The 23738-nt window shown below is 69.4% G+C and carries 17 protein-coding genes; 9 read left to right on the top strand and 8 right to left on the bottom strand.

Annotation, left to right across the window (positions count from 1 at the left end; genetic code table 11):
• Window positions 1–636: 636 nt before the first annotated feature.
• The gene (locus tag AB0B82_RS32120) at window positions 637–2712 is read right to left on the bottom strand and encodes a DUF222 domain-containing protein (RefSeq protein ID WP_360177160.1); all 2076 of its coding nucleotides are present in this window, start codon (window positions 2710–2712) and stop codon (window positions 637–639) included.
• A 914-nt stretch (window positions 2713–3626) separates the two neighbouring features.
• Here AB0B82_RS32120 and AB0B82_RS32125 point away from each other — a divergent pair.
• Window positions 3627–3770, top strand: coding sequence for a hypothetical protein (locus AB0B82_RS32125; protein WP_360177163.1), 144 nt, complete (start codon window positions 3627–3629; stop codon window positions 3768–3770).
• Window positions 3771–4343: 573 nt separating this feature from the next.
• Here AB0B82_RS32125 and AB0B82_RS32130 read toward each other — a convergent pair.
• From AB0B82_RS32130 to AB0B82_RS32160, 7 genes are all read right to left on the bottom strand, one after another.
• Complete coding sequence (locus AB0B82_RS32130) at window positions 4344–5261, bottom strand: glycoside hydrolase family 9 protein (protein ID WP_360177166.1); 918 nt, start codon at window positions 5259–5261, stop codon at window positions 4344–4346.
• 736 nt (window positions 5262–5997) lie between these two features.
• The gene (locus AB0B82_RS32135; protein ID WP_360177169.1) at window positions 5998–7020 is read right to left on the bottom strand and encodes an ABC transporter ATP-binding protein; all 1023 of its coding nucleotides are present in this window, start codon (window positions 7018–7020) and stop codon (window positions 5998–6000) included.
• Complete coding sequence (locus tag AB0B82_RS32140) at window positions 7017–8003, bottom strand: ABC transporter ATP-binding protein (RefSeq protein ID WP_360177172.1); 987 nt, start codon at window positions 8001–8003, stop codon at window positions 7017–7019. Before AB0B82_RS32140 ends, AB0B82_RS32135 begins: the two co-directional genes overlap by 4 nt.
• Entirely contained in the window at window positions 7990–8916 is a 927-nt protein-coding gene (locus AB0B82_RS32145; RefSeq protein ID WP_360177175.1) for an ABC transporter permease, read from the bottom strand. Before AB0B82_RS32145 ends, AB0B82_RS32140 begins: the two co-directional genes overlap by 14 nt.
• A gap of 3 nt (window positions 8917–8919) precedes the next feature.
• Window positions 8920–9918, bottom strand: coding sequence for an ABC transporter permease (locus AB0B82_RS32150; RefSeq protein WP_360177178.1), 999 nt, complete (start codon window positions 9916–9918; stop codon window positions 8920–8922).
• Window positions 9919–9980: 62 nt separating this feature from the next.
• A complete protein-coding gene (locus AB0B82_RS32155) occupies window positions 9981–11696 on the bottom strand; it encodes an ABC transporter substrate-binding protein (RefSeq protein WP_360177181.1) in 1716 nt (571 codons plus the stop codon).
• A 30-nt stretch (window positions 11697–11726) separates the two neighbouring features.
• Entirely contained in the window at window positions 11727–12659 is a 933-nt protein-coding gene (locus AB0B82_RS32160; protein WP_360177184.1) for an ROK family protein, read from the bottom strand.
• Window positions 12660–12816: 157 nt separating this feature from the next.
• On the opposite strand from AB0B82_RS32160, the gene AB0B82_RS32165 reads away from it, so the two are divergent.
• From AB0B82_RS32165 to AB0B82_RS32200, 8 genes are all read left to right on the top strand, one after another.
• Window positions 12817–13989 carry an ROK family transcriptional regulator gene (locus AB0B82_RS32165; RefSeq protein WP_360177208.1) on the top strand — a complete coding sequence of 391 codons (1173 nt, stop codon included), beginning with the start codon at window positions 12817–12819 and terminating at the stop codon, window positions 13987–13989.
• 41 nt (window positions 13990–14030) lie between these two features.
• On the top strand, window positions 14031–14393 hold the full coding sequence (locus AB0B82_RS32170; protein ID WP_360177187.1) for a VOC family protein: 363 nt from the start codon (window positions 14031–14033) through the stop codon (window positions 14391–14393).
• 15 nt (window positions 14394–14408) lie between these two features.
• Window positions 14409–14813 carry a hypothetical protein gene (locus AB0B82_RS32175; RefSeq protein ID WP_360177190.1) on the top strand — a complete coding sequence of 135 codons (405 nt, stop codon included), beginning with the start codon at window positions 14409–14411 and terminating at the stop codon, window positions 14811–14813.
• A gap of 133 nt (window positions 14814–14946) precedes the next feature.
• On the top strand, window positions 14947–16704 hold the full coding sequence (locus AB0B82_RS32180; RefSeq protein ID WP_360177193.1) for an ABC transporter ATP-binding protein: 1758 nt from the start codon (window positions 14947–14949) through the stop codon (window positions 16702–16704).
• A complete protein-coding gene (locus AB0B82_RS32185) occupies window positions 16697–18490 on the top strand; it encodes an ABC transporter ATP-binding protein (RefSeq protein ID WP_360177196.1) in 1794 nt (597 codons plus the stop codon). The genes AB0B82_RS32180 and AB0B82_RS32185 overlap by 8 nt, the downstream gene beginning before the upstream one ends.
• Before the next feature lie 154 nt (window positions 18491–18644).
• Window positions 18645–20762: an AAA family ATPase gene (locus tag AB0B82_RS32190; RefSeq protein ID WP_360177199.1), complete on the top strand. Its 2118-nt coding sequence runs from the start codon at window positions 18645–18647 to the stop codon at window positions 20760–20762.
• Between the two features lie 46 nt (window positions 20763–20808).
• A complete protein-coding gene (locus tag AB0B82_RS32195; protein WP_360177202.1) occupies window positions 20809–22074 on the top strand; it encodes a hypothetical protein in 1266 nt (421 codons plus the stop codon).
• A gap of 69 nt (window positions 22075–22143) precedes the next feature.
• Window positions 22144–23541: a glucose-6-phosphate dehydrogenase gene (locus tag AB0B82_RS32200; protein WP_360177205.1), complete on the top strand. Its 1398-nt coding sequence runs from the start codon at window positions 22144–22146 to the stop codon at window positions 23539–23541.
• The last annotated feature ends 197 nt before the right edge of the window (window positions 23542–23738 follow it).

The following is a 23738-nucleotide window of genomic DNA, read 5'->3' on the forward strand; positions in this document are numbered from 1 at the left end:
CGTGGTGGGGTCGGGCGTGGTGGGGTCGGGCGTGGTGGGGTCGGGCGTGGTGGGGTCGGGCGTGGTGGGGTCGGGCGTGGTGGGGTCGGGCGTGGTGGGGTCGGGCGTGGGTTGAGGTCGTCGGCGTCTGCGGTTCCCGATCGGTCGAACGGGTAGCGCGCTCATCCTCCCCACGTCGCTTCCGAGGGACGTTGAAACTGCAACGCGCAACTGCCCAACGCACGGGTACGTCGCCACGGTGGTCGGCGTGCCCGACAAGCCGGGTGACGCGGCGAGCAGGTCGAGGTGATCATCGACATCACGCCGGGCCGGATCGAGGAAAGCAGAGCATCCCGCCCGTCCTGACCGCGGCACTGACCCCGACCAACCAGCGCCCATGGATGTGTGCCGGTGCACCCGGGCCGTACCAAGGAGGCGACACTGCCCGTGCTGTGTGTCGCGGACGTGTTCCGACAGCCTGGCCGCGTCGGCGTAGGCCGATGAGCCGTGCGCCCATCCGGCGACCATGGTGAGGTTGTTCGTGCTGTGCGGTGTTGTTGACCTGATCCGCGCCGGCGCGACTGTGCCGGCGTGCGCCGTTGAGCGGTGAGTCCAGCCACCGCCGGTACGAGCCCGGCGCCCCGGATCGTGTGATCGTCAGGGAGGATCGGGCGCAGCCGGGGTCAGGTCCGCCGCGTCCTCGGGATCGCTCCACGGGTCGAACTGAGCGTCGTCCGGCTTCGTACGGATTTGTGCCGGGCGTGGCTCACCCCAGATCGCGAGGTAGATCGCGTCGAGCCGGGCCTTCTCGTCCTGCGGCGCTTCGAGGTCACGCTCACGGGCAGGCGCCGACCGTACGTCGTCCTCCGGCGCACTCGTACTTTGTTCGGGCGCATCCCACCTGCTCTCTGGTGTGTGCCGGGTCTCTGCTTCTCGGTGAGAAGTCGCGCGAACATGCGGCGGGTGGCCGACCGGTTGTTGGCCGACGTCGGCGTCGTCTGTTCGTGCGCGCTTGGGTGGGCGTGCGGGGCTGGCCGGCCGCGGAGTGCGATCGGTGGGGGCTTCCGGGTTGTGGGGTGGTGGGTCGGGTGGGGGTGGCAGGGCGTCGGCCCAGGTGGGGCGCGTGACGTTGACTTGCCCGTCGGTGATGGTGATATTCCAGTGGCCTTTGTGGAGCTCGGTGTGGTGACGTCGGCAGAGCAGGACCAGGTTCGAGACCTTGGTCGCGCCGCCGTCGATCCAAGAGATCAGATGGTGGGCTTCGCACATGACGGGTGGGGCTCCGCAGACGACGCAGCCACGGTCGCGGGTGTTGAGAGCCTTGCGCATGGGGGTGGTGACGAGGCGTTCGCGGCGGCCGACGTCGAGCGGTTCGGAGTTCGAGCCGAGCACGATCGGGATGACGGCGGCGTCGCAGGCCAGGCGCCGGATCGTGGCGGCGGACAAGCCGTTGCAGTACACGGTGTGGCCGATGGCGTCGGCGGTCGCGGCCTTGAGGTCTTGCCAGTCGATGGTGACGGTCAGGTTCACCTTCGCCCCGAACCCGGGCACTGTCTCACCGCGCGCGGGAGCGTCCGGGGTGGGCGAGTTCGGAGTGGGCGAGTTCGGTGCACCGGTGCCCGCGGGCCCGGAAGCCTCGTCCCCGGCCGGTCCAGACTCGGCCGGTTCGGACTTGGCCGGTTCAGACTCGGCCGGTCCAGGGTCCGCGGGTCCAGCGTCGGCCGGTTCAGGATTGGTGGGACGCGGGCGGGTGGGGGACGGGGTGCCGGTGTCCAGGGCGGTGGCGGCGAGGGTGAGGGTGGTGGTGAGGGCGTCGGCCTGGCGTTTCTCGATGGAGCGTGGGTCGGGTTGGCCGTCGATGGTCTTGTAGGGCCTGGAGGCGGCGTGGATGAGGGTGCGAAACAGTTCGGCGTTCTCGTTGGCCAGATATCCGCTGAACTTCACGCCGCGGTCGGCCGAACGCAGGGTGAGCTTCTCGCGGGCGTAGGCCTTGTGTTCCTCGGGTTCGGGGCCGTCGGTGTCGAGGATGTCGCGGGCCTGGTCGGCGGCCTTGCGCAGCTCGGCCGGGGGCAACCGCCGGCCGAGGGCGACCAGTTCCTGCTCGGCGACCTCGATGTCGGCGACCGGGATCCGGGTCGGCACCTTCTCCAGGGCGGTCACGATCGCTTCGGCCTGCGCTGGCCGCAACGCCACCCCCGGCCGGGTCTCACCATCAGTCACGCTGGTGTCGTTGGCCACGTCATCGGCGTGGGTCGCGTCAGCAGAGTCCGCACCAGCAACATCCGCCTCGTCAACCAGGACGGCAAGGTCGGCAAGGTCGGCAAGGTCGGCAAGGTCCGGGAGGGCGGCAGCGACAGCCGGGTACTTGGGGAGGGCACGGGCGAGTTGCACATCGCGACGGGCTCGGAAGCGGTCTTGGCAGTACCGGTACTCCAAGTACTCCGCAGTGTCGCGGGCGCCGGCATTCTCGGCGTACCCCGACGAATCCAGCGCCGCGATCAAACGCAGCCGGTGCGTCTCCAGCGCGGCAAGCTCGTAGTCGGCCCGGTCGAGCGCGCGCACCAGCTCGCGATCACTCATCACCTCGGGCGCTCGATCCATATTCCAAACTCTAGAGACCCCCTCCGACAGTTTCTGACGCCGAAAGCCCCGCAAAACAAGGAAAAGAGGCTCCAGTGACTGATCCGTGGGTGGGTCGCAGTGACCGAGCCGGTGCCCGCGCCGTACGACCACGCGCCTCTCCGGAGCCGAGGCCCCACAAGCCCTACCGGGGCCGCGAACCCCATCCGGGATGGGTGCACAGCTGCCGGGGACGGTGCACACCTGCCGGTGACGGTGCACACCCGCCCGGGACGAGGCACACCCGCCCGGGACCCTGGACACCCGCCCGGGACCGTGGACACCCGCCCGGGACCGTGGACACCCGCCCGGGACCCTGCACACCCACCCGGGGACCCTGCATACCCACCCGGGACCGTGCACACCCGCCCGGGACCCTGGACACCCGCCCGGGACCCTGGACACCCGCCCGGGACCGTGCACCCCATCCTGGGACGGTGCACCCCATCCCGGGACCTTGAACAAGCAATAGCCACTCCACACCCACCACAACCTGTTCAAGCCCCCGACTTCAGCCCGCACGCCGACCGGCGCAGCCAACCACAGCCAGCCTCATACGAACGGTTAACCCCGCCAGTTGGGGGTTCTCTGCTGGTATACCGACGAAGAACCCCAATTCGCGGGGTTATCCACTCGTCTGCCGTGCCGCGGATCAGCCGGCGGTGGATCAGCCGGGCGGCGGTCTGGTTGGCGGTGTTCGGCGCGCGGTGACGGTGCGCGGAGGCGCGGGGCGAGGGTGCGGCGCGGTGACGGTGCGCGGAGGCGCGGGGCGAGGGCGCGGCGCGGAGGCGCGCTGTGGTCGTAGAGCTTCCAGGCTTCCGCCGTGCGGTCGCCCAGCGCAGGTGCCGACTCGGGCACCCGGACCCGCACGGATCGGTCACAAGAGCCGGTTATCCACTCGTATGCCGTGCTGTGGATCAGCCGTCGGTGACCTAGTCAGCGGTGATGGTGCGGCCTGGTGACGGTGCGGCGCGCGGTGATAGTGCGGCACGCGGTGATGGTGCGGCACGCGGTGATGGTGCGGCCTGGTGACGGTGCGGCGCGCGGTGATGGTGCGGCGCGCGGTGATGGTGCGGCGCGCGGTGATGGTGCGGCGCGCGGTGATGGTGCGGCGTGGTGATGGTGCGGCGCGCGGTGATGGTGCGGCACGCGGTGATGGTGCGGCGTGGTGATGGTGCGGCGCGCGGTGATGGTGCGGCACGCGGTGATGGTGCGGCGTGGTGATGGTGCGGCACGCGGTGACGGTGCGGCGCGGCGCGGCGCCGTGCCGTGGCGCCGTGCCGTGGCGGGGTGGCGGGTGGGAGGTGCCGTGTGGTCGTAGGTGTTTCCGGATTTCCGGATTCCGCCATGCGGTGGGTTCACCCATGGTGTTGTGGGTTCCGCACCCTTCACACGGGTCAGGAACCCACAACACGGTGGGTGAACCCACCGTGCGCGAACGCGCGCAGTCGCCCAGCGAAGCCGCCGACTCGGTCACCCGGACCCACCCACGGATCGGTCACCAGAGCCGAACGAGCCATCCACAGATTGCCCGCAGTTCAGCGCGCGAGGGGACATTGCCGAGAGCAACTAAAGTGCCTCGGTGGAGTAGCCGCTGTCGCAGTGAGGTCTTGGTCGATCCCGGCGGCGTGGCCGTGCGGCTCAGCCTGTCATGGCCTCGCCTAGTGTCCTCGCACGACTCTGCAAGCGCGACTCCCAGACAGCATTGCCGTTCGCCGGGCAACCATCGACGACAGGCGCATCCGCTAGCTGCGGTGGGTGGCGGTGGCCAGCAGGTACCAAGCCGTGTGCGGGATCCATTGTTCCGACCAGCGCCACTCCTCGCCCGCTGCGGCGTCGGGTGGGAGGAAGGCGAGGTCGCGTTCGTCGGTCCAGCCGGAGGTGATGCCGTTGACGATGCCGCCGGGGAGGTTGGGGAAGTCGGAGTGGTACTCGGGGTTGTTGCGGCCGCGGCCCTGGAGCATGCAGGTGTCGTACGGGTTGCGGCCGAGGATCCAGGCCAGTTGGTCTCCGGCGAAGGTGGTCAGTCGGTCTCGGTCCGTAGTACTGACCTCGGACAGGCCGGCGCAGGTGTTGGCGGCTGCGGCGAGGGAGGCGATGGCGGCGTTTTCGCCTTGCCACCAGTAGCCGGTCTCGTTCTCGTGCGGGAAGAAGAACTGGCCGAGGGCGTTGCGCGGGTAGTTGAAGGGGTTCGGTACGGCGGCCGTGCGGTCGAGTACGTCGAGCATCGCGCGGAGTGCGGTACGACGAGCGCGCGCGGCCTGCCGGCTGGCCGGGAACACCTCGGCGAACCGCAGCAATGCGAGGATCGGGAGGCCCGGCTCGACGGCATGGACAAACGGACGCCCCGCCTCGTCGGCGCGGAACCACCCGGGTCCGCCGTCGCTCGGCTGGACGTACCGCGACACCAGCGAGTCAGCCCGCCGCCAAGCCGCGTTGGCAGCCTCGACAAGCCAATTGCCCGTACGGCGAGAACTGCGGAGCGCTGCAGCAAGCTCGGTCGTGCCCAGCAGAGCGCAGTAATCGTCGACCACCGACTCGATTCCGTCGAAGAGGTACGAGCGGTTGTGCACCTCCAAGTGCGCAAAGGCCTCGTACGCCGTCCGCAGGTACGTCGACCGGCTGAAATCGCCGTCCGCGTCCGCGAAGGAGGCTCGCGCCAAGCAGCGATCGCCAGCCCGGCGCCGTGCCGGTAGGCGGCCTGATAGCGCGACGTGCGAACAGAGTCCTGAAGCGGTGCGGTGACGAATCGCTCGTCCAGCGACTTGGTCAAAGCGTCGAAAATGCCGGTGTAGAAGTAGCCGGAAGGTGACCGGAACCGGACCAGGAAGTCAGCCCCGTGCAAGCCCTCGTCCCGCAGCCGAGAACCGAGGAGCTTAACCAGCGAGGGATGCTGCGCGGCGATCGCGTCCCGGGCAGCGAACATCGCCCACGCACACAACGGTATCTGTTGCGGGCTCATCGTCGATGTGTACGTCAGATGCGACAAGAACTTGCTCGTGTCACCACTGGCGTCCAGCCATCCGCCACGCGCGTCGACCGTCGCCCCTGACGTGTCACCCCACAACTGGGCCGCCCGGTCCTTCCGGTCGATCTCCCCGCTCGAACGCATTGCTTTGAAATACGCCAGGACGTCCGGCATCGTCAGCCGCTGCAGCCTGGACGCCTCAACTGCGAACGAGACCGACCGCACGCTGTAGGTCCCGGCCACGAGCTCGTCGGGCAGCAGAACACGCCGGTACGCCGGAACACTCCAGCCGGGCGTCCGCAAGACCGGCCCAGCCTCCAACCGCAGTGGTTCGAGGCCGGGTCGCATCAGCGTTACATCGCCGGAACCCGCGACCAGGACAGCCCGCCCAGGCGCCGTACCGAAGCCGAGGTGAGGGACGAGCACTTCCATCAGGAAGGGTCTGGAGTGGCGACGTGGCAGGCGGCCGTGTGGTTCGCGGCCAACGTACGGAGGACCGGGGTTTCGGTGTGGCAGCGGTCGATGGCGAGCGGGCAGCGGTCGCGGAAGCGGCAGCCGGGGGTGGGGTCGATGACCTTCGGTGGTTCGCCGGTGTCGCTTTCGAGGCCTGTGGACAACGGCGCGCGCGGGTCGGGGACGGCGCCGAGCAGCAGGTCGGTGTACGGGTGCTTCGGGTTCTGCAGCACCGACTCGGTGGGGCCCGCTTCGACGACGTGGCCGGCGTACATGATCATCAGCCGGTCGGCGACGTACCGGGCGCTGGCGATGTCGTGGGTGATGTAGAGGAACGAGACGCCTTCGGTGCTGCGCAGTTCGGCCATCAGGTTCAGCAGGCCGATCCGGATCGACACGTCGAGCATCGACACCGGCTCGTCGGCGAGGATCAGTTTCGGCTTGTGGGCGAGTGCCTGCGCGAAGCCGATCCGTTGCCGTTGGCCACCGCTCAGCTCGTACGGGTACCGGTTCATGATGTCCGCGGCGGGGGACAGGCCGACCGCCTCGATGACGCGTTCCGCTTCGGTGTACCGCTGCTGCCGGTCCAACTCCGGCCGGTGCAGCTTCAGCGAGCGCAGTACGCCGTGCGACACCCGGAACGCCGGGTTCAGCGAGCTGAACGGATCCTGGAACACCATCGGTACGTCGCTGCGGTACGTCAGCTGGTCCTTGCGGGAACGGTACGTCGACATCGCCCGCCCCTGGTAGAAGATCTCGCCCGCGGTCGGCCGGTAGACGCCCGCGAGCAGCCGCGCGATCGTGCTCTTACCGCTCCCGCTCTCACCGGCGAGCGCGACGATCTCCTGCCGCCCGATCGAGAAGTTCACGTCGTCGACAGCGTGCAGCGCCTGCCGCGAGAATCCCCGGCCGACCCGGAAGTGCCGGGTCAGACCTTTTGCCTCGAGCAACGGAGCGTCCGCCGGGGAAGTCTCCGGCGCAGGAACGTCCACGGCAGTCACTGCGCCTCCCGGGAAACGAGATCAGGTGCGTGCAACAGGCAACGAGCCGCGCCGGTGCCCGCCGGGTACAACGAGGGCACGACTTGGGAGCAGTCCGAGAAGGCCTTCGGACAGCGCGGCTCGAAGCGGCAACCCGGTGGCGGGGACGCGAGGTTCGGCGGGCTGCCGGGGATACCGGTCAACGGCACCTTCGGGCCGCGGATCGACGGGAAGGCGTCGAGCAGACCGGCGCTGTACGGGTGCTGCGGTGCATCGAACACCGCCCGCGTGTCGCCGTACTCGACGACCTGGCCGGCGTACATCACCACGAGCTTGTCGGAAAAGTGACTGACCAGCGACATGTCGTGGGTGACGAAGATGACCGCGAACCCGAGCTGCTTCTGCAACTCCTTGATCTGCACCATCAGCGACCGCTGCGCGACCACATCGAGAGCCGATGTCGGTTCGTCCATGATGATCAGGTCCGGCGTGAACAGCAGTGCCATCGCGATCATCGCCCGCTGCCGCATCCCGCCGCTGAGCTGATGCGGATAGCTGCGTAGGTGGATCGGGTCGATCCCGACCAGCCGCAGGACCTCGGCCGGGCGGTCGGCGTCGACCTTCTCGTCGTGCGCCGCGATCGCATCGGCGAACTGGGCCCCGATGCTCTTCACCGGGTTGAGGGCGTTCATCGCGCTCTGCATCACGACCGAGAAGTCCCGCCAGCGCAGCGCGGCCAGCTTCTTCTCGCTCATCGTCACCAGGTTCTGCCCCTGGAACGTCACGCTGCCGCCGGTGATCGCGGCCGGTGACGACAGTAGTTGCGCGATCGCGAACAACAACGTCGACTTGCCGCAGCCCGACTCGCCGACGACGCCGACGAACTCGCCGGCGTGGACGTCGAGATCGACATGGTCGACTGCGACCACCGGCCGCTCGCCGGTGTCGTACGAGACTGTCAGGTCGCGGACCTCGAGCAGTGCTCCACCGTCAGGACTTGGCACGTCGCCTCCGAACCGGCCGCAGCGCGGGATTACTGATCTCGTCGAACGCGTAGTTGAGCAGGGCGAAGGACACGCCGAGCAGCGCGACCGCCAGCCCCGGCGAGAGCGCCCACGCGGGCAGGCCGTTCACCAGGGCGCCCTGGTTCTGCGCCCAGTAGAGCATCGTGCCCCAGCTCAGCGAGTTGGGATCGCCGAGCCCGAGGAACTGCAGGCCGGCCGCGGTCAGTACCGAGTACAGCGCGGCGCCGAGGAAGTTCGCGACGATCAGCGAGATCATCGTCGGCAGCACCTCGACCACGATGATGTACGAGCGTCGTTCGCCGCGGACCCGCGCCGACTCGAGGAAGTCGCGGTTGCGCAGCGACAGCGCCTGCGCCCGCATCTGGCGCGCGCCGTACGACCACCCGGTCAGGATCAGCACGATGATGATCACGGTCAGGTTGCCTTTACCGGCGTACGTCGCCAGCACGATGATCAGCGGGAACGTCGGGAGCACCAGGAAGATGTCGGTGAGCATCGACAATCCGTCGTCCGCGAAGCCGCCGAGATACGCTGCGGAGACGCCGATGAGGACCGAGAGCAACGTGGCGCCGGCGCCCGCGACGAGCGCGATCAGCAGCGATTCGCGCGTGCTGTAGATCAGCTGCGCGTAAACGTCCTGCCCGAGACCCGTCGTCCCGAGCCAGTGGCTGCCGGACGGTTTCTGCAGCGGAAGTTCACCGATCGCCTGCGGATCATGATGCGCACCCGGCACGAACAACCCCGGGAAGGCGGCCAGCAGGACGAACAGCAGCAGCAACGCCGCGCCGACCATCGCCTTGCGATTCCGCAGAATGGCACGGAACAGACCGCCACGCGGACGGCGAGTCGCGCCTGCGACCGGAGCCGAAGCACCCGCGACAACAGCACTCATCAGCTACCCCTTCGTCCGGGCTCGGGGGTCGAGCAGGAAGACCGCGAAGTCGCAGAGCAGGACACAGATCAGCACCGCCAGCGTGACCAGGAGGAAAAGGGCCTGCAGCAACGGATAGTCCGTACTGACCGTCGCGTTGTAGAACATGTAGCCGAGGCCGGGGTAGTTGAAGACGTACTCGACCAGGATCGTCCCGGAGATCACGAAGCCGAGCGACATCGCGAACCCGGACAGGTTCGGCAACACGGCGTTCCGGCCGGCGTACCCGAACATGATCTTGCGTCCAGGGATGCCCTTCGCGCGCGCCATCCGGACGTAGTCCTCGGCCAGCGTGGTCACCATGTTGTTCCGCATGGTGAGGATCCAGCCGCCGACAGCGGTGATCAGGATCGTCGCGGCCGGCAGGATGCCGTGCTTGATCACGCTCAGCACGAACTCACCGGTGAAGCCCGGCGTCAGGCTCTGGTCGTAGTTGAAGTCGTTCGGCAGGATCGGGTTGCTGCCGATCGCGAACAGCGAGATCAGCAGCAGCGCCACCCAGAAGTACGGCAGCGCCGAGGTGACGATGAACACCGGCGGCACGATGCCGTCGATCAGACCGCCGCGGCGCCAGCCGGCGACGGTGCCGATCAGGGTCCCGAGGGCGAACGCGAGCACCGTCGAGATCCCGACCAGGCCGAGCGTCCACGGCAACGCGTCGCCGATCAGCGTGGTCACCGGGACGCCGAGACTGCTGCCGATCGAGACACCCCAGTGCCCGGTGACCATCGCCTTCAGGTACTCGCCGTACTGCAGCAGGATGTTCTTGTCCGGGTCGAAGCCGAACTCGGCCAGCACCGTGCGCAACTGCTCGGCGGTCACCACCGAGCCGCCCTTGCTGAGCCGCTGCCGCAACGCCTCCTCGGGACTGCCGGGCATCATCCGCGGGATGAAGAAGTTCAGCGTCATCGCCGCCCACAGCGTGAGCACGAAGAATCCGAGTCGTCGGATCAGGTATCGCACGCCCACCAGCTCCTCGTGCTCACGCTCACAGTCCTCACTTCCGGCGCGCTACTTCTGTGCTCTTACTTCTGGGCGGACTTGGAGTACAGGTTGGTCAGCACCTGACCGACATCGGGGATGTTGTACGGCGCGGGCTGCGCGTACGGGTTGTCCTGCGTCGGCCAGCCCTCGAGGTCCTTGGTGTTGTACTGGTACCAGTCGACCGACTCCGTCGTCGGGATGATCGGGACGTCCTTGATCATGTACGACGAGATCTGCTTGATCAGCTTGACCTGGGTGTCCGGGTCCGCGGCGGCGTACTGGTCGAACAGCTTGTCCACCTCGGGGTTGTTGTAGCGCGAGTAGTTGCTGTTCGCCTGCTTGCCGATCGGCGCCGAGTTCTTCGAATACAGCAGCTGCCGCAGCTCGTAGTACGGCGTCGGTCCGCCGGACAGACTGGAGTACGCGAGGTCGTAGTCGCCGGTGTACAGCTTCTGGTTGTACGACTGCTGCTGCAGGTCCTGCACGCTCAGCTCGATCCCGACCTTGGCGAGCTGCTGCTTGACGACCGCCAGCGACGCGTCCCAGTCGGTGTAGCCGGTGACCGTGATGACGTCGAGCTTCAGCGGGTTGGACTCCGAGTACCCCGCGCTCTGCAGCAACTGCTTGGCCTTGTCCGGGTTCGGCTTGTCGTAGCCGGCCGCGGTCAGGGCGTCCTTGTCGAAGTACTTGTCGAAGGTCGGCGTCACGACACCGGTCTGGTTCGCGGCCGGCTGGTACCCGCTCTCACCGATCTTCGAGATCTGCTCGCGGTCGAGCGCGTACGCGATCGCCTGCCGGACGGCCAGTTTGCTGGTCGCCGGGCGGGACGGGTCGTTGTTCGGGACCAGTGCGACGTTCGCGGTCGGCGGGAACCAGTAGTTGTTCTCCGGCGACTTCGACTTGTAGAAGTTGTCGATGTTCGGGATGTACTGGCCGCCCCACTGCGCCTTGCCGCTGGCCAGGTCGAGGTTGGCCGGGTTGTTGTCCAGGTACGCCGGGTACTGCACCTTCTGGACGTACGGCTTGCCCGGCTGCCAGTAGTTGCCGTTGGCGACGTACGAGATGTTGTTGCCGCTGCACGACTCGACCGTGAACGGGCCGGTGCCGACCGGCTTCGGGTTCGTCCAGGTGGCCGGCTTCGACGCTGCCTCGCCGGTTGACCAGATGTGCTTCGGGACGATCCCGACCTGGCCGGCGAAGTTGAAGAAGTACGGTTCGGCTGCGCTCTTGAACGTGAACGTGACCTTGTTGCCGGCCGCGGTGACGCTGGTCAGGCCGGCGCCGGTCCACAGCGAGTACAGGTCCAGCGCGGGCTGTTCCTTCATCCGGGTGAAGGTGTAGACGACGTCCTCGGCGCTGAACGGCTGCCCGTCGCTCCACTTCACGCCGTCGCGGATCGTGAAGACGATCGAGTCCTTCTTCGGCGACCAGGTGAACGCGGTGGCCAGCATCGGCGTCGTCGTCCCGGCCTTCAGCACGTTGACGAACGTCAGCGGCTCGTACACGAAGCCGAGCGCGACCTGGTTGACCGCCGGGTTGAACGGGTTGAACTGGCACGGCCAGGTCTGCCCGCCGACGTTGGCGATCGTGACGGTGCCGCCCTTCTTGTGTTCGCCGCCGGCCCCCGTGGCGCCGCTCGACGACGACGGGTTCGACGACGACGCCGCGCTCCCGATCGGCTTGTCGCCACCGCCGCACCCGGCGGTGAGTGCGCCGACCGCCAGGGCGGCGACGGCGATGCGTGTGATGCCCCTCATCGAGTTCTGCCTTTCGCTACGGGATGCTGCTCATGCGAATGCTTCCGCGCCGAGGACGGCTCCGGCCGCCTCGACGCCGAGGGCGAGCGCGCCGATCAGCGGCGCGTCCGTGGGGAACCGTGCCGCCGCGAGTTCCGGCGGGAACGGGACGGCTGCGTCGAGTGCGCGGCGCAGGCCGGGTTCGAGCTGGTCCCAGGACCGGACCAGGCCGCCGCCGACGACGATCCGGGACGGATCGACCGCGATCGCCAGGTTGGCGAGGTGCATCGCCAGTTCCCGGACGAACTCTTCGGCCAGGACGGCGGCCTCCGGCCGGGTGCGCGCAGTCGTGAAGACGTCCGCGGCCGTGACCGGTCGCCCGAGCCGGGCGGTGCCGGTGATCTCGAGCGCCTGACCGCTGACGACGTGTTCGAGGATCGTGCGCTCGTCACCGGCGTACACGTCGGCGGGGGAGCGCACGTTGTAGCCGATCTCGCCGGACGCGCCGTGGGCGCCGGTGATGACGGTGCCGCCGGCAACGATCGCGATCGCGAGACCCGTACCGAGGTTGACGTAGAGGCCCGGGTCGGCGCCGGCGAGTGCACCCCACCGGAGTTCGGCCGCGGCCGCTGCCTTCACGTCGGTGGCCAGCCGGACCGGGACGCCGGGAAAGGCCTCCCGCACGAGCCGTCCGAAGGGCAGTTCGCCCCAGCCGGGGAACGTCGGGGCGAGTTCGACGCGGTCGTCGTACGGGATCCCCAACGTGGCGGCGCCGATGCCGGCCAGGTCCTGACCGGGGGCCACATCGGCGAGCAGGTCGTGCGCGGCCGACAGGCTGCGGGCGAGCGCGTCGGCGGCGTTGCCCGATCCGGTCCGGCTGTCGATCACCGACTCGCCCAGCCGGCGACCGGTGAGGTCACCGACCGCGAGGGCGATCTTCGTCCCGCCGAAGTCCAGTCCGAGGACGACCGATGCCGCAGCCACAGGGGGTGGCACCTCCTCGCGCCGGCCAATAGAATCGATAGGAAACTAACTTAACAACCAATCCGTCCACAAGGGATTGCCGAGAGTTGTTGGCCCGAAGTTGGGCCGCGCGGACGGCCGGGTTGTGCGCGGCAGCGAGGGGGACGACGTGACGGTGATGGCCGGCGGCGCGCGCCCGCAGCTGATCCGCGAGATCAACGAGCAGGTGCTGCTCGACCACATCCGCCGGTCGGGGCCGTTGTCGCGGACCGAGCTGGCAGGCCGCACCGGTCTGTCGAAGCCGACCGTGTCCGCGACACTGGCCGCACTGGAGCGGACCGGTCTCGTCCACGTCACCGGACAGCGCACCGGGGTACCCGGGCCGGCCGCGAGTCTGTACGAGGTGCGCCCCGAGGCCGGGTTCGTGCTGGGTCTCGACGTCGGGCGCGAGTACTTGCGCGGCGGGATCGCCGACCTGGCGGGTTCGGTTCGCAGCCGGCGCAGCGTGCGCACCAAGGCTGGTGACGCGATGGCGAGGATCCAGGCGCTCGTCGACCTGAGCGCGGCACTCGCCGCCGACGCGGGGATCGAGGTCACGCAACTGACGCAGACCGTGCTCGGCAGTCCGGGTGTCTACGACCCACAGCTCGACGCGCTCACGCTGACCGGGCGGCTGTCCGGCTGGGACTCACCGGCGACCCTCGCAGCACTGCGCGAACGTTTCGGCCCGTCGCTGATGATCGAGAACGACATCGACGCGGCCGCGATCGCCGAACGCGTGCACGGCCACGGCCGGGACGTGAACAGCTTCGCGTTCGTCAGTGTCGGGACCGGCATCGGGATGGGCCTCGTCCTCGACGGCAAGCTGCGGCACGGTGCGCACGGCGTCGCGGGGGAGATCGGGTACCTGCCGTTCACCGAAGGCAGCGGCAGTGATGCGCGGGACGCGCGCAAGCGGGGCGGGTTCGACGCGTCGGCCTCGGCGGCTGCCGTCGTACGGGCGGCGCGCCGGGCGGGTGTCCGTGGCGCCACGACCGCGGAGAAGGTGTTCGCGGCGGCGGCCCGGGGGGATGCGCGGGCGGTCGCGGTGGTGGACGAGGAGGCGTTGCTGGTCGCGAAGGCGGTGTGCACGGTGATCACGGTCGTCGATCCCGAGCTGGTGGTGCTGGGCGGCGGGATCGGGCAAGCGCCTGGCTTCCTCGAGGCGGTCACCAAGCACCTGCGCCGGCTCGCGCCGGTGCTGCCCGAGGTCAAGGCGAGTGTGCTCGGGACCGAGACCGTGGTGGCCGGCTGCCTCGCCGCGGGCGTCGATCGCGCCTGGCAGACCTTGGCCGGAAACTCTGCGACCTAACCGGACGCAGACCGTCCGCAATGCGGTCTAGGGTGCGGGTCATGGCTATCGCTAAGTACCCGAGTTTCGTGCTCGACTGCCCGGACCCCGCCCGCCTGGCGGAGTTCTACGCCGAGTTGCTCGGCTGGAAGGTGGACGCCCGCCGTGACAATTGGGTCGACATCCGCCCGGCGGACGGCAGCAACTGCATCTCGTTCCAGCAGGTGCAGGATTTCAAGCCACCGACGTGGCCGACTCAGGAGGTGCCGCAGCAGTTGCACCTCGACGTCATCGTCGAGGATCTGGACGCGGCCGAGCCGGAGGTGCTGGCGATCGGCGCGACCAAGCCCGACCATCAGCCCGGAACAGACTTCCGCGTCTTCCTGGATCCGGCCGGGCACCCGTTCTGTCTGTGTGTCGACTGACCGTAGGGTGAGGGGGTGACGAGCTGGCGGGAGGAACGACGGCAGGCGGCCGCCGAACACGCGGCCGCGCTGGAGCGCAAGCGGGCCGCGGAGACGGCGCAGGCGCGGGAGCTGCTCGCGGGATTCGTCGCGACGATGACCGAGCGCGGCGTACCGCCCGAACCGCTGCGGGCCCAGGTCGTCGGGTCGAACGCCAGCTACCGCACCGGCCGCACCGGCTGGTACCTGCGCCGCAACCGCTCGCTGGCCGTCGACGTCGACGGCAACTTCTACATTCTCGGCGTACCGGCCAGCCTGAAGTCCCGCGTCGCCGGGATCCGGGTTCACCCCTCCGACCCGCCGCTGGTCGTCGGCCAAGGTGCCCGGGACGGCGAATCCATGCCGCTGGCCGAGCTGCTGCGCCTTCGCCTCGACTCCTGAAGGCCCGCTGCGAGGAGCCGTTTGCGGTCCTGGCCGGAAACTCGCGTGCAATTTGTCGGTGGGGGCGACTACGGTCGGTCGGGTGCTGACTCTGCTTCGCTATGGGGTACGTGTGGCACCTGGGAGCACCCTGTTGTCGAACGGCCTGGCTGTGCTCGGCGCCTTGCTGGGGATGGCGGTCACGTTGCTGACCGGCCGTGTCGTCGGGGCGGTTCCAGGTGCGATCGACGGCGGCCCCGGGGCGATGCCGATCGGTGAGTTCGCCTGGCTGCTCGCGGGGTTGCTGGTGGTCTTCGTGCTCAACAGTGCGCTGCCGGCGCTGCACCAGGCCGCGTTCTTGACGATGGACGCGGGGGTGGTGCGCGCGATCGGCACGGGGATCACCGAGCCGCTGCTCGCGCCGCGCCGGATCGAGCACCTCGAGGACCCGAAGGTGCTCGACGTCCAGGAGCGCGCGAAGGGCAAGGGCGGGTTCCACCTCTCGCTCGGGTTGAGTCAGGTGCCCTGGGTGCTCGCCAGCCGCGTCGCGCTGATCGGCTCCGCCGTGATCGTCGGCGCAATGTTCCGCTGGTGGGTGGCCCTGATGCTCGTCGCGGTCACCCTGCTCCTGGAGTGGTACAGCGGGCGCCTCGTCGAGCGGGAGGTCGACGTCTGGTGGGGCAACACCGAGGAGCAGCGTCGCGCGAACTACCTGTTCGACCTCGGCATGCGGGACGCCCCGAAGGAGTTGCGTGTGTTCGGCCTGCACACCTGGCTGGTCGATCGGTACATCCGCGAATGGACCGCCGGCTACCGCCCGGTGTGGGCCCGGCGGCGGCAGAACGCGAAATGGTCGCTGCTGATCGGCGGCGTCCACCTGGTGGCGAACGGTATCGCGATCCTCGCGGTCGGCCGCGCTGCGCTGAACGGTTCGCTGCCGCTCACCCAGGTAGCGACCACGCTGCCGGCCATCCTCGCGATCGGCCAGGCGAACAACGGCTTCGGCGTGGTGCAGGTCCGGCGCGGACTCTCGGCGTACCGCGCGATGCGTGAGCTGCCGGAGACGATCGCGCAGCGCCATCCGGATCCGGTCGCCACGGCGGTGCACCGAGTGGAGACGATGCCGGCCCGCGAGATCCGCTTCGAGAAGGTCGGGTTCCACTACCCGGGCTCGGACGTGCCGGTGCTGCGCGACCTCGACCTCACGATCAACGCGCGCGAGGCGCTCGCGCTGGTCGGCGTGAACGGTGCCGGCAAGTCCACGCTGGTCAAGCTGCTCGGCGGTGCGTATCGGCCGACCAGTGGGCGGATTCTCGTCGACGGGGTGGACCTCGCCGAGCTGGATCTCGCGGCGTGGCAGCGGCGAGTGGCGGCGATCGTGCAGGACTTCCTGCGCTTCCCGCTGCCGGTGACCGACAACGTGACGTTCGGTGCGGTCGAGCGCGCGGGTGACGAGTTGACGATGGCGAGGGTCGCGCGCGAGTCCGGCATCGACGACGTGGTCCGCGGTCTGCCGAAGGGCTGGGACACCGTGCTGGACAAGACGTTCGACGGCGGTGTCGACCTGTCCGGCGGTGAGTGGCAGCGCATCGCGCTCGCCCGCGCGCTGTTCGCCGTGCATGCGGGAGCAGGCGTCCTCGTACTGGACGAGCCCGCGGCCGCGCTCGACGTGCGCGCCGAGGCCGAGCTGGTCGAGCGGTACCTCGAGCTGACCTCTGGCGTGGCGTCGCTGATCATCTCGCACCGGTTCTCGGTGGTGCGTAACGCCGACCGGATCTGCGTCCTGTCCGACGGCCGGATCGTCGAGGACGGCACCCACGAGGAGCTGCTCGACCAGAACGGCGACTACGCGACGATGTTCCGCCTCCAGGCCGAGCGTTACGTGACCGGACCGGAGGCCGTTGATGCCTGATCAGTCCCGCACGCTGCGCATCCTCTGGCTGTGGCTGAGTACGACGTTCCGCGCGGCGCCGTGGCTGATGACGATCTCGACCGTGCTGGCCGGGGCCCGAGCGATCACCGCGCCGGCGCAGACGTACGGCGTGAGTCGCCTGGTCGACGGCATCGCCGCGGACAACTCCAACACGATCGCCCTCGGCGTCGCGATCATCGTCGGCGCGCTGGCGGTGTCGTTCCTGGCCGACGGACTCGGCTGGCCGCTGCAGGACACCGCACAGGAGCGGATGGCCGGCCGGGTGCACGCCGACCTGCTCGACGTGACGACCGGTATCCCCGGCCTGACGCACCACGAGCGGGCCGACATCTCGGATCGGCTCGAGGTGGTGCGCGAGCGCGCCTGGCGGATGGGTGTCGGCGCCGAGGTCCTGCTGTGGGCCTTCGCCACCGTGACGAACACGGCGACCGTCCTGACGTTGCTCGGGTCGGTGCATCCGCTGCTGCTTGCGCTCCCGTTGCTCGGGGCGGTGCGGATCTGGTCGGCGTACCTGAGCAGCGTCCGGCAGCACAAGGCCTGGGAGGACTCGATGCCGCAGGAGCGGCTGGTCGACCGGCTGATCGAGGTCGCGAAGGATCCGCGGACCGCGCTGGAGCTGCGGGTGTTCGGGCTCGGCAAGGTGTTGCTCGACCGGATCTTCGCGCTGCAGACCGAGCGGTTCGCGCGCCGGGTCGCGGCGGCCCGGTGGAGCGCGAAGGTCGACGGCTCGGTGCGGCTGCTGTTCGGCATCGTGTACGCCGCCGCGATCGTGTGGGTGGTCGTCCGTGCGCGCAACGGGCAGGCGAGTGCGGGTGACGTCGTCCTCGTGCTACTGCTCGCGCCGCAGGTGGACCAGATGACCGGCGGTATCGCGCAGAACGTGTACTGGGTCGGCGAGGTGGTGCGCAGCTTCAGCCGCTACGACTGGCTGCGCGAGTACGCCAAGCAGAACTCGTGGCGCTCGAGTACGACGCCTGCGCCCGAGCGACTGACCAACGGGATCGAGTTGCGCGACGTCGGGTTCGCGTACCCGGGCTCGGAGACCGCGGTGCTCAGCGACATCAACCTCGAGGTGCCGGCCGGCTCCGCCGTCGCGCTGGTGGGGGAGAACGGCGCGGGCAAGACCACGCTGGTCAAACTGCTCGCGCGGATGTACGACCCGACGTCCGGACGCATCCTTGTCGACGGCGTCGACCTCGCGACGATCCAGCCGGACGAATGGCGGTCGCAGCTGTCGGCCGGCTTCCAGGACTTCGTGAAGTTCGAGCTGACCGCACGCGAGGTCGTCGGGATCGGCGATGTCGAGCGGGCCGATGACGAGGACGCCGTCCGTGCGGCCGTCGCGCGCGGCGACGCCGAGGCGGTCGTCGCGGGGCTGCCGCGCGGGCTGGATTCCCAGCTGGGCAAGAAGTTCAAGGACGGCGTCGAATTGTCCGGCGGCCAGTGGCAGCGACTCGCGCTGGCCCGGGCGTTCATGCGCGAGAAGCCGCTGCTGCTGTTGCTCGACGAGCCGACCGCGGCCCTCGACCCGGAGGCCGAGCACCGGCTCTACGAGCAGTACGCCCGGGCCGCCAAGATCGCCGCGGCCGAGACCGGCGGCATCACCGTCCTCGTCTCACACCGCTTCTCCACGGTCCGGATGGCCGATCTGATCGTGGTCATGCACAACGGCCGGATCGAGGAGTTCGGCACCCATGAGGATCTGCTCGCCGCCGACGGCCGCTACGCCGAACTCTTCGAACTCCAGGCCCGCGCCTACCGCTGACCTTGATCACCAGGGGCGCCTCGCCCTCGAGCACAAACAGCAGGTCGCTCGACGCCGTACCCGATCCGGCCATCCTCCGGGCAAATTGGGTGGCGGGGGTGGAGTGGCACTGGTAGCGTCGCCGATCTGTCTTTTCGGGATCGAATCGAACCGGATGGATCTGCTCCGGGGCGGGACCCAGCTCACGATTCGAGGCATTTCGACCATGGTCGAACCGGAATTAGCAACCGAACGCAGCCATCTGTCCCACGCTCGCACCGCCCTGCGCGGAATGTACGCCGAGGTCGTGGACCGTGAGGTCCAGATCATCGGCGGTGAGGACAACGACGAACGCTTCACCAACGAGGCCAACCAGCGGGCCAAGGAGATGCGCACGCAGGCGCTCCTGGACCTGCCCGACGTACCGCTGTTCTTCGGCCGGCTCGACTACGAGCACGGCACGATCGAAGACCTGGACCAGATCTACATCGGGCGCCGTCACGTCCACGACGGCTCCGGCGTACCGCTGGTGATCGACTGGCGGGCGCCGGTGTCGGTGCCCTTCTATCGCGCGACCCGCAGCGACCGGCGACGGGTGCTGATGCGCCGCCGGTACGGCTTCTCCGACACGCCCGAAGGCACGGCCGAGCTGACCGGCTTCGAGGACGAGCCGCTGACCGGCGGCCTCGAGGTGGACAAGGCCGACGAGTTCCTGCGCGCCGAGATCGAGCGCCCGCGCACCGGACCGATGCGCGACATCGTGGCGACCATCCAGCCCGAGCAAGACGACCTGGTCCGGGCGCCGCTGCATCCGAGTGTCTGCGTCCAGGGCGCGCCCGGCACCGGCAAGACCGCGGTCGGTCTGCACCGCGTCGCGTACCTGCTCTACACCGAGCGCGAACGCCTCGGTCGCGGCGGCGTCGTGATCGTCGGACCGAACCGCTCGTTCCTGTCCTACATCCGCAAGGTCCTCCCGGCGCTCGGCGAGGTCGACGTCCGGCAGATCACGATCGACGAACTACTGACCCGGCCGGCCACGGCGACCGACACTCCGGAAGCCGAGGCCCTGAAGGGCGACGAGCGGATGGCCGGCGTGCTGCGGCGCGCGCTCTGGTCGTACGTCGGTACGCCGACCGAGGGCGTGCTGTACAGCAAGGGATCGCGGCGGTACCGGGTGCACGATTACGAGGTCGTCGACATCGTGCAGGATCTGCGCGAGTCGACGAGGTACGCGCCCGGCCGGAACGCGCTGGCGCAGCGGATCGCGCACGTCGTGCTGGTGCGGATGGAGGAGCGTGCCGAGTCGCCCGACGACCGCGTGCAGAACGCGGTCGCGCGCTCGAAGCCGGTGAAGGCCGTTCTCGACGCGGTCTGGCCGCGCGTGGTCCCCGAGCAGATCCTGCATCGGCTGTTCGCCGACGCCGACTTCCTCGCCGCCGCGGCGCCCGACGTGACCGAGGCCGAACGGACGGCGTTGCTGTGGCCGAAGCCGCCGCGCTCCTGGAAATCGGCGCAGTGGTCGTTCGCGGACACGGTCCTGCTCGACGAACTCGAGGACCTGATCGAACGGCGGACCGGATCACTCGGTCACCTGGTTCTCGACGAGGCGCAGGACCTGTCGGCGATGCAGTTGCGCGCGCTCGGCCGGCGCTGCCGGAGCGGATCGGCGACCGTACTGGGCGACCTCGCGCAGGCGACGACGCCGTGGGCGGCCGGCGCCTGGGATCGCGTCCTCGGTCATCTCGGCAAGAGCGACGGCGTGGTGGCCGAGCTCGATCGTGGGTTCCGCGTACCGGCGCAGATCATCGACTTCGCGGCGCGGCTGCTGCCCGAGATCGCGCCGACGCTGAGCACCCCGAGCGGCATCCGGACCGTCGCCGACGCCCTGCGGATCGTCTCCGCGGACGCGTCGACGTACACCGAGCAGGTCGTCGCCGAGTGCCGGGCCGCGCTGGCCGGGGAAGGGTCGGTTGCGCTGATCGCGGCGGACGACCAGGTGGCCGGGCTCCGCGACGCGATCACCGCGGCCGGGCTCGACACCGCGTTGCTCGGTGAGACCGAGGACGAGATCGACAGCGTGCGCCTGGTCTGTGTCCCGGCGACCCTGGCCAAGGGTCTGGAGTTCGACGCGGTGGTGGTCGCCGAGCCGGCCCACATCGTCGCCGCCGAGCCCCGTGGCCTGCACCGCTTGTACGTCGTCCTCACCCGAGCCGTCAGCCGGCTGCAGATCGTCCACGCCGAACCGCTCCCGGCGGCGCTCACCCAGGTACCAGCAGGAGTTGCGACCGCCTGATCCCGCCGCGGCGCTATCGTGCAGGCAGCCGAACGGGGAGAGTTACGTGAGTGCACTGATCGTCTGGGTCGCCGGCGGCCTGTTGATCGTCGCCGCCGCGGTCGGGGTGGGCATCGTCGCGCTCATCCGCCGGCAGCGGTACATCGGCTCGATCCGGCAGCGTGGCTGGATCTTCGTCAACACGCCGACGTTCGCGAGCGTCGCGCGGTTGAACAACCCACCGTTCGGCCTCGGGTTCGCCCGGCAGGCCGACGACCAGATCCTCGGCCTGACCGCGACCGGCCGCGCATTCCAGGTGATCGAGTACACGACGAGGTACTGGACCGGGTGGGTCGGCATGGTCACGATGTCGCGCCGGCTCCCCGAGCTGTGGGTCACCGGCGGTCAGACCGGACCGCGGTACGGCGTGCTAGCGCAGTCGGTCGCCGTTCCGCCGCAGCTCGGCCCGGGCTGGCAGGTCGGCGCGCAGGACCCGGTGTTCGCGCAGGAGGTGCTGACGCCGGAGGTGTGTCGGCAGCTCACTGCCCTGGCGGCCGGTCAGCCCGGCGTGAACCTCAGCATCGACGGCGACCAGATCGTCGTGCTGGACCCGCCGCGGCAGGAGGTCGACCAGCTCGGCCCATGGCTGGACCAGGTCGGCGCGATCGCGGCGGCGATCGATGCGGCACCGCTCGATCACCGGGTCCAGCCGGAGCCGGAGCCGCGGCTGCGGTTCTACCACCACCCCGGGTGGTATTGGCTCGGCGTCGACGACACCGTGCTGAACTACGCACCGATCAATCGCTCGGGGTACGACCACCGCACCGAGCAGGTGGTCCGCGGGCGGGACGGCGATGGGCCGCCGTTCGTCGCATTCGAGCACCACTGGAAGACCAAGCGGACCGAGACCTCCCGGGACAGCGACGGCAACTCACACACCCGGACGGTCGTCGAGCACCACTCCGAACCGATCCTGGGTTTCCAGCTGCCGATCCGGATGCCCCGGCTGACCGTCGGGCACCGTGGGCTCTCCGAGGGCATCAGCTTCGAGAGCCAGGAATTCAACGAGCGGTTCGCGATCTTCGCGGCGGACCTCAAATTCGCCTACGACGTGATCCATCCGCGCCAGATGGAGTACCTGCTGTCCCGGCGGGGCGTACCGTTCACGATCGAGGAGGACTGGGCCTGGTTCACGCCCAGGGAGCACAGCGAGCCTGCGGTCGCGTTCTGCTCGGAGTACCTGCGCGGGTTCCTCGGCCGGATCCCGCGGTTCGTCTGGCGCAACCTCGGCCTGCCGGACACGCCGTACCCGGATCCGACCCAGGTTCAGTAGTTCATTAAGTCGGCCGGACAGTGCTCCCGGACGGGAATGCTGGTCCGGTCCCCGTGGTTGCGTCTGAGCGTGTCAACACAAAGAACAGTCGTCATCTTCGGTGCCAGCGGCGATCTGAGCTCCCGGTTGCTGCTCCCCGGTCTGGGCAGTCTGCTCGCCGGACCGCGTGCCTCGAGCGTGCGGATCATCGGCACCGGCCGTTCGCCGCTCGCGGCGGACGAGTGGACGGAGCGGGTCCGGTCCGCGTTCACGCCCCGAAGCGGCGAGCTCGGCCGGGTCGCGGCCGAGACGCTCGCGACCACGCAGTACGTCGCCGGTGACCCGACCGACGTCGCCCATCTGCGCACGTTGCTCGAGCTCGCCGGCCCGGCGCCGGTGCTGTACTTCTCGCTGCCGCCGGCCGTCACCACCGAGATCGTCACGCGGCTGCAGGACGTCGACCTGCCTGACGGCACCGAGCTCGCGTTCGAGAAACCGTTCGGCACCGACGCCACGTCGGCGGCCGCGCTGAACAAGCTCGTCGGCGACCTGGTTCCCGAGGAGAACGTGCACCGCGTCGATCACTTCCTCGGCCGCACCGCCGTGCTGAACCTGATCGGCCTGCGCTTCGCGAACCGCCTCTTCGAGCCGGTGTGGAACGCCGAGCACATCGACAGTGTCGAGATCGTGTACGACGAGACGCTCGGTCTCGAGGGCCGCGCGCAGTACTACGACAACGCGGGCGCGCTCGTGGACATGATCCAGAGCCACCTGCTCCTCGTCCTCGCGCTGCTCACGATGGACGCCCCGGCCACGATGGACGCGGTCGAGGTCCGCAGCGAGATGGCTCGCGCCCTGCGCAGCACCCACCTGTTCGGCGGCTCCGCGATCGCGGCCAGCCGGCGGGCGCGGTACACCGCCGGCGTCGCGGACGGTCGGATCGTTCCGTCGTACGCCGACGAAGCGGGCGTGGATCGCGATCGGGAGACCGAGACGCTGGCTGAGGTGACGGTCGAGGTGGACAACAACCGCTGGGCCGGCGTGCCGTTCACGCTGCGGTCGGGCAAGGCGCTCGGCGAGGCACGCAAGGAGATCGTGATCAAGTTCAAACCGCTGCGGCACCTGCCGTCCGGGCTGACTGTCGGCAACGGCGCCAAGGACGGCGAGACGCTGCGAATCGGCCTCAATCCGGGGGAGCTGTCGCTGTCGGTTCCCGCCCTCGGCGTCGACGGCCCGTACACGATGGGTCAGGTGTTCCTGGACGCGACGCTGCCGTCGTCCTCGGTGCTGCCGTACGGCGAGGTGCTGAACGGGATCCTGCGCGGCGACCCGCTGCTCTCGGTCCGCGGTGACGTGGCCGAGCGGTGCTGGGAGATCGTCGAGCCGGTGCTGGCGGCCTGGCACGCGGACGAGGTCCCGCTGGAGGAGTACGAGGCCGGCTCCGACGGTCCGGTGCACTGGCAGGGCGCGAGCACGCCCGCCGCCTGACGAAACCCTACTTCGGCTCTTCTGGGCCCGTGTCCGGCGGAGGACGTGTCATCGATGGCCGCCAGGGGCGGACCGTGTGCTGGACGCGGCGCGTGTCCCCGCACGGTGGGTTTACCCACGGTGTTGTGGGTTCCTGACCCGTGTGAAGGGTGTGGAACCCACAACACGGTGGGTGAACCCACCGTGCGGCGGTAGCC

The organism is Kribbella sp. NPDC048915, from assembly GCF_040649595.1.
Taxonomy (GTDB): Bacteria; Actinomycetota; Actinomycetes; order Propionibacteriales; family Kribbellaceae; genus Kribbella.